Source organism: Nitrosovibrio tenuis, assembly GCF_900109785.1.
Lineage (GTDB): Bacteria > Pseudomonadota > Gammaproteobacteria > Burkholderiales > Nitrosomonadaceae > Nitrosospira > Nitrosospira tenuis_A.
Map to the genome: position 1 here is coordinate 245241 of NZ_FOBH01000001.1, position 12417 is coordinate 257657.

A 12417-nucleotide genomic window follows, 5' to 3' on the forward strand; every position below is an offset into this window, starting at 1 on the left:
AAAAATCATCATGCAAAAAAGACCGGAACACGATTTGGAGCAGTTTCCGCCCAGCAAGACCCGTCGAAAACATGAAATGCACGCGCTGCAGGATATGGGGGAGCAACTGGTTCAGCTCGATCTTAAACGCTTGTCGGAATTCAATCTTCCCGAAACGCTGGCGGACGCCATACTCGAAGCCAGGCGTATCCGGGCGCACGGAGCACGCCGCCGCCAAATGCAACTTATCGGCAAGTTGATGCGCGACATCGACGCGGCACCGATCCGTGAAAAACTGGACATGTTGAACCGGGTCACCCTGCAGCATGCCGCATGGCTGCATCTGCTCGAACGCTGGCGCGACCGGCTATTGGCGGATGAACAAGCCCTCACTGAGCTCGGACAAACGTATCCTGCCATTGATCTGCAGAGGCTCAGGACACTTATGCGCAACGCCCAAAGGGAGAAGCTTGCGAACAAGCCGCCCAGGAGTTTCCGTGCATTATTTCACGAATTGCAGAGAATCATTCCCGAAACCGTTGGAACCGGCGTACTTGCGGAAAACGACAGGGGAAAGGATGAGTAGACTGAGGGGGCGCGGGTAGAGTTGGAATGAAGGCATGGAATGAAGACAAGGCCGGGATGGGCGGAAATCACCCGTAAATTTCCCGCCTCTTCCGGGCTTTTCTGTTTTATCCGGGCATATCATTCCGGGCGGACCTTAAAATTCGGTCCAGCCAAGCCGATCATGTCAAATTAATACTCCTCCCTTCGCCGATTGCCTGTTTCTCTCCTCAGGGACACGCCTTCTCCAGGTTGTGCCATCCCGCGGCAACACGGGATTATGAAGGGACGGTAAACTTGACACCCGTGCCGACCAATTCCGATGAGATAATCTTGTAAGCAAACTCTTGCGGCTCCAGGCTGTCGCGCTTATGGCCGGCCACTTCCGCCTCGGGATACATAAAGAAGGGAAGTTCGCCCAAAATACTGTCTTTTGCCAACGTAACGTCCCTGGCATGGTTAAATGCCACCCAGTTCATTTCCCATGAGCCGAACAGCTTTTCGCGAAGCGCAACCACTCGCGCATGCCCGATGGGTAAATCTTCATCCAGCGCCAGTTGACGCACATCCGCCGGATCCACAGGCACCCAGCCCAGTCCGGCAAGGTAAAATTCGGGGCGGCAGTGCTGCGCAGTCGTGACATCGCCGGATTGGCCGAGCGTCTTATGCGTGGCGGACTCGTCGATACGAATACCATAATTGTCCCTGGCAGGAACGCCCGCAGCCCTTGCCAGCCCAACAAACAGAGCGTTGAGATCGGCACACTTGCCGCCCAGGTTGCCGCTTTCGAGCATGGACTTGATATCGCCACGGCCGCAACCCCGGGTTGCCGGGTCGCGATGGGAATTGTCCACCACCCAATTATATATGGCGTGCGCCTTTTGCAAGGGCGACTGGGCTTTGGCATCGTTCACGATCGACAATGCAGTCTTGCGCACGATACCATCCAGCGGCACATGTTTCGTCGGCTGCAGATACCGTTTCACCTCCGCGGGCACGGCGCCTGCAGCCCGCTCGGTATAGTGATTCAGATCGACCGAGCGATCCATGGTCTTGACAACACTGCTCACCGTGACATTACGCGGACCGGTGCCGCGCCATTCCGCATAAAACATGGGCGAAGCCGTGCCGGGAACCGTCTCGAATCTCGCAATGTCAGCGTTGCCTTTCCATACGCTGCCCTGAGAAAATTGATGGGGAGTGTCAGCGGTGTCAGGTAACGGTAGCCACAGACGTGCTTTTTTCCCTTCGGCGGGCAGATCGACCTTATAAGTCAGGCGATAACTATGCGGCCGCCGCGGAATGATCTGCTCGCAAAATACCGAAGGCGCAATGGGAAATAACGCCGTGCTGACTCCGGCTAGTTTTATGAAATCCCTGCGTTTCATAATCTTCTCCTACTGGATGGGCTAAACTGTAAAAATCGGAAGTGCGAAATCTAATCCCACGTTCCGGCTAAGTCAAGGAAACCTTGAACTCGGTTTCTCCCCAGGGATTGCCGCAATTTGACCGGCAGGCGGTTGCAAGCCGAGGTTGCCAGTCAAGCTGTAAAAAACTCCGGGAATTATTGATTGCTTTGCCTTATCGCCTCTCATTACTACAGATGACCACTGTCTCTCCCGCTCTGCTGCCTGCTATTGAAGTCGAAACGGGCCCACACCCAACCCATACCGTCCTGTGGTTGCATGGTCTAGGGGCCGACGGCGGCGATTTCGTTCCCATCGTGAACGAGCTTGAATTGCCTTCGGCCATGCACATCCGTTTTTTGTTTCCCCATGCGCCCATGCGGTCAGTAAGCATCAATCGCGGCATGGTAATGCGTGCATGGTACGACTACGACATGGTAGATCTGAATTTGGGCCTTCAGGAGAATATGGCAAGCCTGAACGAATCACAGCAGGCGATTGAAGCGCTGATAGCACGTGAAAAACAGCGTGGCATACAGCCCGAGCGTATTGTGCTCGCAGGTTTTTCTCAGGGTGGCGCCCTGGCGCTCCAGGCGGGTCTTCGCTATCCCGAAAAACTGGCGGGCATCCTGGTGTTGTCCGCTTACTTGCCAGCGCCGCGAACGCTTGCCTCCGATGCGAACCGCGCCAACCTCACCACATCAATTTTCATGGCCCATGGCAATAGTGACATGGTCATACCGATGATCGTTGCAGCGGCATCGAAGCAACAGCTTGCCGAATCAGGCTATGCGGTGGAATGGCATGAGTATCGGATGGCGCATACCGTTTGCAGGGAGGAACTGGCCGATATCGGTAAATGGCTTAAACAGATTTTGATATAGCCTCAGGAAGCATCCTCTTGGGCAAGCTGTAGACGAACCCCGAACGTAGCGTTCGCTTTTGAGCTGGTTTGCGGTTGAGTTGCGATGTTTCCAGCCTGGTCCGGTTTTAGTCCAGCACGCCGGCTCAAGTGCTTGTATCAAACCGGAACCAGCCTCTCCTCCACCCGTAGTGCTCTTTTTCACAAATTCTAAATACCTCCCTGACAATTCCTTCACACACGCTATATTACCCTGCTAACAACAGGGTATTTATGTGCTATATTTCCCTTATGTCAGCAGGGAAATTTATCAGCAGAGTAATTTTATAATTAGACAAAATCGGAGGAACAAAAATGCATACACCCGTTCAGCGCGTGGAATCCGCCCAAATGCCGGGTCAGATGCCGAATTCGATGCTTGAAAAGGAGGGTGGCACGACGCAGCGGATCGCACATATCGATGACGATCCCGATATTCGGGATACCGTCAAGCGAATACTGGATGCCAATGGGTATGCGGTCGACAGCTATCAGACAATGAATGATTTTATTGTTTCGCTGCGGAACTCATCAAGTCCGCCCGATCTGGCAATTCTCGATGTAATGGTGGAGACCATGGATGCAGGGTTGGAAGCGTATATGGGCCTTCGGGGGCAATTTCCTGGGCTCCATATGATCTTCATGACTTCTCTGGGTGAAGAGATCCGCCCTTATTTCACCGGCCTATCGGATGAGTGGATTCTGATTGTGGAAAAACCCGTCGAGCCCGTCAGCCTCTTATCCATTATCCGAAGCCGTCTGGATAGATCCGAAGCCTAAGGTACAGATGGCAACGGCTTCTCGCGTAATCTGACCATGGCTATTGCCGAATTTTCCTGGGACGCATCGAAGAACCGCTTCGCGTTCCCGGGGTTGACGGGCTCCAAGCTCAGCGACCAGGTGTTAATCGGCAATGCCCGGTGGTTTATTATTTTTCGCTGGGCAGTAATCGGCGCTCTCCTCCTGTTTCAAATCTTCGCGCTTGTTGCTTCCGATACGCTTACAAACATTGGCATCACTCATCAGCAAGGGTGGCCGGTTGCCGTAACGGCGCTGTTGTGCATCGCAAATATCATCTATATCTATGCCTTGGATTTTCGACCGCAAACCCGGTATAACTCGCCTTCAATAAATATCTGGGCTCAAATTATTGTCGATCTTCTGTGCCTGTCGGTTGTCGTGCATTTCGTTGGCAGCATCGCGACGCCTGCTCCGTTTTTTTACGTGCTGCACATCGCCTTGTCCTGTATCTTTTTCTCGACGATAGAAAGCCTCATCGTTACAGGGTTTGTTTGTTTAATGTATGGGATTGTGCTGCTTATCGAGAACCCATTGCTTTTTATGGCTCCTCAATCGATATCCATATCGCCTGACGGACCCACCCTTCACCCGCTTAAAATCGATATTCTCTTATGGATGTTCACTCTTGATTTATTATTTTTCGTCGTCTGGTATGTCGTCTCGCGTCTTTCGATTGTCGTGCGCGCCAATGAGCGCCACCTTCTGGATGCCTACGAGCAGATCAGCCGGGCGCAAGTGGAGAAAGACCGGTACGCCGTGTTGATGACACATCAGCTCAAGGCACCGCTCGATGCCATCCGCAGCAAGATCAATTTGATAAAAGGAAATTATTGTGGAGAAGTACCGCCTGAAATCAGGGATGTGCTTTTAAAAATCGATAGCCGCGCCTCGGGTATGGCGGGGCTGATCCTGGATGTGCTCAAGCTTGAACGGCTGAAAGCCGCGGCCCGGGATCCCGGTAATCTGGAGCAGGTCAATGTGGAATCGGTCATTCGAAAGTGTATCGATAAATTAAAACCCATCGCCAGTTCGCGGCACATCACGATCAAGGCGTCAACCCGGGATTTTGTCGTTGAAGGAATTCCGAGCCAGTTTGAGATACTTTTAGAGAACATCATTTCGAATGCGATCGCTTATTCATACGATGGCGCATTGGTGGAGATTTCGACCGCTTTCGACAAGCAGAGCTCATCCGCAGTAGTAACCGTTGTTGACCATGGGATTGGAATTGGAGACAAGGACCTGCCGCATATTTTTGACGAATATTTTTATACGCCTCGAGCCGCGCTGCACAACAGAACGTCGAGTGGAATAGGCTTGTCAATCGTCAAAACAGTTGCAGAGAATAACAAACTGAACATCAAGGTTTCAAGCGAACAAAACAGGGGAACAACCTTTTCGGTCATCTTCCAGCGCGCGAAAAACGTGCCTGTTCCGGAAAATGAAATTCCACAATCTGGAAGTCTGGTGGCAAACACGGTGAATCAGGCCGAACTTCCTGCTTAAGGCTTATCCTGAAGCCTTTATTGGTTGGGTTCCATCCCTGCCGGCAATTTTTTCCTCATGATTTTAAGCTGGCCCCTCTGCGTCTTGCTATCGAGACGCTTTCTCTGCGCGTCACGGGTCGGCTTGGTTGGTTTCCGTTCCGGGGGTAGCTTCGCTACGCTATTAACGAGTTCGTATAATCGTCTCAGCGCTTCCGCACGGTTTTTTTCCTGAGTGCGATACTGCTGCGCTTTGATAACGATAATACCTTCCCTGGTGATCCGGTGATCGTGCAGCTTCAATAAGCGCTGCTTATAGACATCGGGCAGCGAGGAAGCCCCGATATCAAAACGCAGATGAATCGCGCTTGAAACCTTATTGACATTTTGACCGCCGGCACCCTGAGCCCGAATTGCCCTTATCTCGATCTCGTTTTCGGCAACAGGTACCTGGTTGGAACTCTCCGCGGCTGGACCGGATGGATCATCATGGCTCATTTTTGCAGATCATCCCACTGGGTGAAAACCGGCAGGAACGGTCTCGGTGCGAACCCAAAATCCCTGGCCGCAGCAGCGTGGGAGAAACACAAATCGACATTCATCCGCGTTGCCATTTCAGGATTCACGCTCCGCTTGCCGGGAAGCAGCGTCAAAACTTCTATGCCCCGACGAAACATCCATGCGGGAATGGTGACTAAGCGCGCCGGTTTGCCCAGCGAGCCGAAAATCTTCTCGACCATTTGCCGATAAGTCAAAGTCTCGCCGCCACTCAAATTATAAGATTTGTTGAACGTGATTGGCTGGCTTAGTGCCATCACGCATGCTTGTGCCAGATCATCCGCATGAACCGGTTGACGGAGTCCCCTGGCATTGCCGAGCAGGGGAAAAAAACCATAACGATGGATGAACCGGGCAATCTGCGTAATATTTTTATCCCGGCCACAGTCATAAACCAGCGTTGGACGAAGCACCGTCCAGTCTATTTCCGAAGCGCCGCAGGCACTGCCAATAGCCTCTTCCACTAAGGCAAAGCGTGCCGCCAACTGCCGTTCGCCCGCATCGGCAGAATCAGCCTTGCTGAACAGACTGGTTGAGCCGAAGCCAATCAGACGTTTTACTCCAAGCGAATCCAGGATAGGCAGCAACGGTGGCAACAACCAAAGCGGTGCAAGATGAACAAGCACCGTCGCGTTAAGCTTGGGCAATTGCTCCGGACAACTGATATCGACCTGATGCCAAAGCAGCTTACCCGTTGTGCCCGGAGTTTCATTACGCTTGCGGCTGGCAGCATGAACCTCGTAACCGGCTTCCAGCAGACGCGGCAACAAAAAGCGCCCAACTATACTGGTCGCGCCCGTGACGATAATTTGATGGGAGGAGGCGAGGCTCGACATTTACTTTTATGCCGGGTTTAGTCAGGGAGTGTGCTGGATTGATGTCTCGGCGGTTGACCCGTTTATCCGGTCGCCTGCTCTGGTGCCTGTCCTCGTCCAACCCCGATCGCGCGCCCGGCGCGGCGTGCAGTGTAATAGAACGCGACTGCTATAAACCGCAACCATATTCCCACAGCGACCAGCCACATCACAACGCCAGGGTATTGGCGCCGGAAGAACTTGTGGTAGAACCGCATCATTCCCTTATGCTTGTGCCACTCCACAAAGATGGGTCGAGACCGGCTGCAGGCTCCCTTGTGATGCACAACCGGGGCGTCGGGTACAAATAAAATCTTCCAGCCTTTTTGGCGGAAGCGCATGCACCAATCCAGATCTTCGCAATGAAGAAAATAATCTTCATCCCACAGACCTACATTTTTCATCGCCTCGCGCCGCACCAGCATGAGTGCGCCGGAGATGGCCTCCACCTCAAGCGGGCCGTCCGGCAGGGGTTGCTTGTGCAGATGAAAATCGAAAAACAGGCGCGGCCAGTAATTGCTGAAACGGTACAGCCCAAACGCTCGAACGAATGAACGCCAGGGAGTAGGCACCGCGCGGCGGCCTCCGGCTTGTTCGGTGCCGTCCTGGTTGATCAGCAATCCGCCCACCATGCCCGCCTTAGCGTTCTTTTCCAGCACTTGAATCATGCGCTGCAACGAATCTTCACCGAGAATGCAATCAGGATTCAAAAACAAAACAAAAGGTTGCACAGCCTGCGCAGCACCTATATTACAGGCTGCGGCAAAACCGAGATTCGCAGTATTGTGGATGATTTTGAGTTTGTGTTCTCCGGAGAAACGCTGGGCGCAAAGTTCAAGACTGAAATCAGAAGATGCGTTGTCCACCACCAGTATTTCATTTACCTGGGGAAGTGTCGAATGGATACACTCCGCCAGCAATGGGCCGGCGTTGTAATTCACGATTACGACTGAGATGGGCTGGTGATCTGTGGATGATTTCGCGTCAGCAGGCATTTGGCTCAGCGATTTCCGTGCAGGAATTCTAACGTCTGAATAACCGCTACCTGAATTGGACAATCTAAACCAGATATCGGCATATCAGTGGGCATACCTGTGCGACAGACAGAAGCGGAGTAGTACAAACATAACAATGGTTGGTCGCGGGTGAATCACGCTCACAGGCATTTTATATCTACCTATTTTATATCTGCCTTATGTGCAAGGATTTTTTGTTTCAATCGCTGATTACTAGCAAGGATCAGATCGCGATAGTGGCTATTTTCAACGCCCCAGATGGTCGACTGCTGGGCTTCCTTGTGCCCGACGAGAAAAGGCTCGACAACCAGCACCCTGATGAAGTCAATCTTTTCAAGATAACGATCAATAGTATTGGTTGTCACGTCATGGTTGTCCTGATCCCAATTCGCAATAATATCGAATACACGTTGGTGATAAACGTTGAAAACCGTACTGATCACCTTATCAATTAAGGCAAACTGATTTCCTTGATAAGTATGCGTTTCGAGGATGCGAACGTCTCTTCTGAGGTCGGACATTAGTCCGGAGAAGATGTGCCAATTCAAATTGGGGTCATCCAAGCGATTTCGTATGTGTTCCCACCGGACGCCAAAATCCGACGGGAACTCGACATCGTCTTCACAGACGGTTAATTGCGGCAGACCTTGCTGGCGTGCCAACATGATCATCAACTTATAGCTCATCGCGCAGCCCAGCCAACTTTGACTGTGCCGCAAACCCGGAAAGCAGGAAAAGCCAAATTGATTATATTTGTTGAATTCGGCTGTACGTTCACCGTATTCCGGCAGAGTAAGACAGACCAAGTCACTGGATAATCGTGCTTTATGCCCCGCGTAGCGCCAAAAGTTCTGGAACGTAATGTTATCTGTTGCCAATAGAAATCTATAGAAAAAATAATCGAATCGATTGGAACGCTGTTGAAGTAAAAGATGATTTTCAGAAATACGTCGCCGACGCAAGCCGTCGTTTTGCAGCCAGTAGCGCACACGTTCCACCATGCCCGCTACGTCATCAATTTCCACAAAGTCCAACAATTGCGAAACGTCGCTATGTTGATCCAAGTCGCTTGAACGTTCCGATATGATCAGCTTATGTAACGACAGGCATTCCCAAATTCGGGTGGTTTCCAACAAGGCTCCGGCGTAATAGTGAATGTTGACCACCACGCGGGCGCGCGCCAACTCGGCATAGAGCGGTGCGCCAAAGAGGTTATTGATTATTTTTATATGGAAGTGTCTTTTCAGTTCACTGAGAAATCTCTGCCGGCGTTCGTTTTTCGCGTCGCCATAAAAAACCACGTCGTAATCTTCTATGGCACAGTCCCGCTCCGATTCATAATTCGCGATGTAATCGATCGGGACATAATAGATCTGGCGCAGACTCAGCCCTTTTATCTTGAGAAAATCAATATTGACCGTCGAATAGTCCAGTATAGCGGCTGAGTTTTGTAAGACGCGCAGATACTCGTCAGTGAACCACCGTGAACTGACGGATTGCTCCATTTGGAAGGCAATGTAAAAGTCGGGCAATTGCACAAACATGTGAGGACAAATAACAAAATGGAGCGCGTCATCGTAGCCCTGGGTGGGTCGCTCATGAATAATTTTCGACTCGATTCCAATCCGGGACAAAGCGGTCGAGATAGCTCGGGCAACATACAAACAATGCAGGGTAGCAAGAATGACTGTGGACTGCCCCAATGTCGGCCGCAACAGTAGTTTACGGGTTGATGCAGGTGCGGGCGACTGGCGCGGGCCACCCCGCTTGACAATTTCAACGGCGCGCCGCAAAGAATTTAACAACCCCAGATTTCGCGCATGCAATAGGTATCCACGCAAGACTTCAGGATGTTGCTTAAAATATTTCAGGGTTTTATGTATACGAGAGAATATGGTCCGCACTTTTTCCGCTGTTTTTTACGACGCTGAGTAATCTAATCTTGAAGTGACTCATTTCCGAGCTAGGTGAATATATTGTGATGGAAGGCCGAAAATCACTGTTAGCTCGGCAAATTGGGAATACGTATCAGCGTGTATTAGCCGTGATATTTTTGAGGTCGAGGCCTGCCCACGTCAACGACGTTGAAGCGGGAAAAGTTCATTAGTCGGCAAGTCCGATATTCCGCAGCCAATGACGGCGAGATCGCCGCTAGACATCCGTGCCTATTCACTGTTGGAGCGGAATTTAACAGTATTAATACGGGCAGCGGCTTTCTTGTACTGGTAATAAACTCTGCCAAGAATATTTGCGATTAGCCTAAACCAAATGAGCCTTTCTAATCTGAGAGATAACCTGTGGGCATAATTATGCATACCCGTCTGCGAATGAAAGCCGCCTGAGGGTGCAAGCGAATCTTGCATTTCGATACCTAACAGTCGAAAGAAAAAGAAAGCTATGCTTTTATTGGTTGCGATACGCTCATCAGTAGTCACCACGCCCCGGCTGCCCTCAAGAACTTGTCGATAGTACGTTTCCAGATCATCAATGGGTTGATCCCAAGACCAAGCGGCTGCTGTTTCTCTTCCATTTTTTATTAACCTATTTCTTAATTCAGGATCGAAGATAAGTTTTTGGACCGCCATCCGGGCAGCAGAAATATCACTTGGTTCGACGACCAGAGCATTTACTCCATCAACGATATATTCATCATATCCAGTCACTTTTCCTACTATAACCGCGCCTCCGCAAGCCATCATTTCCATTGGTGGACCAAAAAAACCCTCAACACGGCTTAATTTTAAGAGTATGTCGCAGCTCGAATAAATGCGAGGCATTTGCGCCATGGGTACTTGTTCGAAGAAACGATCACATTTCAAGCCAGGCTTTGGCCGGCCGAACGAGCTCACGCACCATACCTCAACATCCAGGTCTGCGACGGCTTCAAATGATTCAGCCATCCCCTTGTAGGCGAGTTCAATCGCGCCTTCCAGCAATATTCTCGGTTTAGGGCCCTTCGGTTGCAAAGGTTCTGCAGGGTGGAACAAATCTGGGTCTAGCCCATTGGGGATTAGTTGGGCTTCATGCCCGAAATTTTTTTGCAACCACGACTTGATCCAGCGCGCCTCAGTCAAATAGTTGAAGTTCATCAAGTATGATAAACGACATATATGTTGCCACTCGCTATCTGTCGGATGAAATCTGGTTTCATCAGATTGTACAAAATAGAATTTGTGTTTCGCTGGCAGTTTGGCCACCAGAAAAGCCGTTGACCAACCCGTTGCGACAAGAATGTCCAGTTCTGATGGATATTGTTTCAAACTGAGAACGGGCACTTTCTGGTTCGGAAACCAGCCAAGCCCGCCATCTATTGTTTCCGTGAGAATAACGACTTCATGACCTTTTAGCAGTAGGCGATTCGCATGTTGGCAGATAACCGCAACTCCACCAGAAACGCCACAGGAAGGGATTAAGTAAGCAATCTTCATTTCTTCGGTTTAAGCATCATTAAATCCGAGTATGAGTTGAATAAAAATTTGGGCAGGAAGGCGAAAAGTTACGAGACTGGAACTCAGGGATGGTTAAAGTAGCGCTTGTTCATGCTGTTCCTGACGAGCTAATCCAAGTTGAAGCTAAGACTTTAGTTGGGCTTTCACGGACACAGGTGGTCATCGGCTGGTGAGAGCTTATCTCATCTTTGCGTTTTAAATGAGGGTCATACGCTTTCGGGCAACCCTGAATATTTGCACCGCCTTATCTATTAGATGAATACTCATGCGCGGCTTTTTTGCGTCGAAGCGAGGGGAAGACTTGTTCAATATTCCGGTAATAAGCATCCTGAAACTGTGCTCAGCGTTAAGTAGCTCAACAATAGTGTCTCTGGCTGACTGAGCAATCCTCAGTCGCTCTTCTTCATGTTTTAAAAAATATTCTGAAGCTGTATACGCTTCTCGAGGGGAACCGACTTCGATGTAATCGACTCCCGGCCGCAAGAACTTGTTAGGAGTTATTTTTTCGCTGATAACGAAAGCGCCACACGAAAGCAACATCTGCATGCGTGGCTCCCACGAAATTTCTGCTTCTGCATGGATATTCAGGCATATTTTGCTTCGATTGATGTAATCGACGAGAGCCTTCCCTGCAATTCCATGACAGATGTGCAAAAAATGGAAGTGGTGTTTCAACGATCCAAAGTAGTCCTCGCGATGCGAGGTGCTTCGGCCGATAAAGAAAAAATCCCAGTTTGGTACGGCCGGTGTCGGTATATATGTTTTTGTGGCAACCGGAAAAACGAAAGCGCCGGACAAAAATAGACCGTCACTCTGAATGAAGTTTAATGACGATTCATCATAGTGGAAAACATAATCATAAGGCAGATACCTTATGGCTCTGAAGGACAGGTAGCGAAAAATAGAATCCTTCGTATAGTTGAGCTTACCATCAATATAACGCGGAAACGGCTCACTAGATAATGCGACTTTAATACCCCGTAGCCGATTTAACACATCTATAGAGATTAGCTCAGGACGAAAAAAAATATTTATGTCTGCATTAAAATTTATCAGGTTGGAATAGTCTGCGGCAGACATCCCACTGTGAAGAGGATACTCTCTCACATCCCCGAAGATATTTAATTCATCTTCATAACAGAAACGGAAGTATTCCGGCTGACTGATAATGGCGATTTTTAGCTTTTCATTGGAGCTAGAAGTCACAATCAACTGCCTTCACATGACCCGTTTTGCAAAAGATGCGAAGCCGGATAATGAACGTCAATAAATTTTTTCGGCACATGCATAAGTATCTTGTTAACTGAACACAAGAATCAAGCTCTCGGGCCGCTACACTATTCTTTATGTTGCCATGACACACCTCCTGACTCATTATCAGTCCATTTAGAGGTCCGTAAAATCG

At 50.0% G+C, this 12417-nt stretch carries 11 protein-coding genes; 4 read left to right on the plus strand and 7 right to left on the minus strand.

Features of this window, described 5'->3' with window-relative positions; all coding sequences use genetic code 11:
• Nucleotides 1-10: 10 nt before the first annotated feature.
• Complete coding sequence (gene yjgA, locus BMX00_RS01105) at nucleotides 11-565, plus strand: ribosome biogenesis factor YjgA (RefSeq protein WP_090826102.1); 555 nt, start codon at nucleotides 11-13, stop codon at nucleotides 563-565.
• Nucleotides 566-821: 256 nt separating this feature from the next.
• On the opposite strand, the gene BMX00_RS01110 is transcribed toward yjgA, so the two are convergent.
• Nucleotides 822-1931 (minus strand): transglutaminase-like domain-containing protein, encoded by a 1110-nt coding sequence (locus tag BMX00_RS01110; RefSeq protein WP_090826107.1) that lies wholly within the window; start codon nucleotides 1929-1931, stop codon nucleotides 822-824.
• Between the two features lie 83 nt (nucleotides 1932-2014).
• On the opposite strand from BMX00_RS01110, the gene BMX00_RS01115 reads away from it, so the two are divergent.
• The 3 genes from BMX00_RS01115 to BMX00_RS01125 all read left to right on the plus strand — a co-directional run bounded on the left by BMX00_RS01115 (nucleotide 2015) and on the right by BMX00_RS01125 (nucleotide 5157).
• On the plus strand, nucleotides 2015-2833 hold the full coding sequence (locus BMX00_RS01115) for an alpha/beta hydrolase (RefSeq protein WP_342707143.1): 819 nt from the start codon (nucleotides 2015-2017) through the stop codon (nucleotides 2831-2833).
• Between the two features lie 332 nt (nucleotides 2834-3165).
• Nucleotides 3166-3630, plus strand: a complete 465-nt coding sequence (locus BMX00_RS01120) for a response regulator transcription factor (RefSeq protein WP_090826114.1) — start codon at nucleotides 3166-3168, stop codon at nucleotides 3628-3630.
• Nucleotides 3631-3666: 36 nt separating this feature from the next.
• A complete protein-coding gene (locus BMX00_RS01125; protein WP_090826117.1) occupies nucleotides 3667-5157 on the plus strand; it encodes a sensor histidine kinase in 1491 nt (496 codons plus the stop codon).
• Between the two features lie 17 nt (nucleotides 5158-5174).
• On the opposite strand, the gene arfB is transcribed toward BMX00_RS01125, so the two are convergent.
• The 6 genes from arfB to BMX00_RS01155 all read right to left on the minus strand — a co-directional run bounded on the left by arfB (nucleotide 5175) and on the right by BMX00_RS01155 (nucleotide 12218).
• Nucleotides 5175-5633, minus strand: coding sequence for an alternative ribosome rescue aminoacyl-tRNA hydrolase ArfB (gene arfB / locus BMX00_RS01130; RefSeq protein WP_090826120.1), 459 nt, complete (start codon nucleotides 5631-5633; stop codon nucleotides 5175-5177).
• Entirely contained in the window at nucleotides 5630-6529 is a 900-nt protein-coding gene (locus BMX00_RS01135) for an SDR family oxidoreductase (RefSeq protein ID WP_090826123.1), read from the minus strand. Before BMX00_RS01135 ends, arfB begins: the two co-directional genes overlap by 4 nt.
• 62 nt (nucleotides 6530-6591) lie before the next feature.
• Entirely contained in the window at nucleotides 6592-7542 is a 951-nt protein-coding gene (locus tag BMX00_RS01140; RefSeq protein WP_090826126.1) for a glycosyltransferase family 2 protein, read from the minus strand.
• A 182-nt stretch (nucleotides 7543-7724) separates the two neighbouring features.
• Nucleotides 7725-9368, minus strand: a complete 1644-nt coding sequence (locus BMX00_RS01145) for a glycosyltransferase (RefSeq protein WP_143053019.1) — start codon at nucleotides 9366-9368, stop codon at nucleotides 7725-7727.
• Nucleotides 9369-9728: 360 nt separating this feature from the next.
• Complete coding sequence (locus BMX00_RS01150) at nucleotides 9729-10991, minus strand: glycosyltransferase family 4 protein (protein ID WP_090826132.1); 1263 nt, start codon at nucleotides 10989-10991, stop codon at nucleotides 9729-9731.
• Nucleotides 10992-11207: 216 nt separating this feature from the next.
• On the minus strand, nucleotides 11208-12218 hold the full coding sequence (locus BMX00_RS01155; RefSeq protein ID WP_143053020.1) for a glycosyltransferase family protein: 1011 nt from the start codon (nucleotides 12216-12218) through the stop codon (nucleotides 11208-11210).
• Between the last annotated feature and the right edge of the window lie 199 nt (nucleotides 12219-12417).

Bases quoted from the DNA above. Each gene is read 5' to 3' on its own strand.
- yjgA (WP_090826102.1), top strand. From the start codon at position 11: ATGCAAAAAAGACCGGAACACGATTTGGAGCAGTTTCCGCCCAGCAAG.
- BMX00_RS01110 (WP_090826107.1), bottom strand. From the start codon at position 1,931: ATGAAACGCAGGGATTTCATAAAACTAGCCGGAGTCAGCACGGCGTTA.
- BMX00_RS01120 (WP_090826114.1), top strand. From the start codon at position 3,166: ATGCATACACCCGTTCAGCGCGTGGAATCCGCCCAAATGCCGGGTCAG.
- BMX00_RS01125 (WP_090826117.1), top strand. From the start codon at position 3,667: ATGGCTATTGCCGAATTTTCCTGGGACGCATCGAAGAACCGCTTCGCG.
- arfB (WP_090826120.1), bottom strand. From the start codon at position 5,633: ATGAGCCATGATGATCCATCCGGTCCAGCCGCGGAGAGTTCCAACCAG.
- BMX00_RS01135 (WP_090826123.1), bottom strand. From the start codon at position 6,529: ATGTCGAGCCTCGCCTCCTCCCATCAAATTATCGTCACGGGCGCGACC.
- BMX00_RS01140 (WP_090826126.1), bottom strand. From the start codon at position 7,542: ATGCCTGCTGACGCGAAATCATCCACAGATCACCAGCCCATCTCAGTC.
- BMX00_RS01150 (WP_090826132.1), bottom strand. From the start codon at position 10,991: ATGAAGATTGCTTACTTAATCCCTTCCTGTGGCGTTTCTGGTGGAGTT.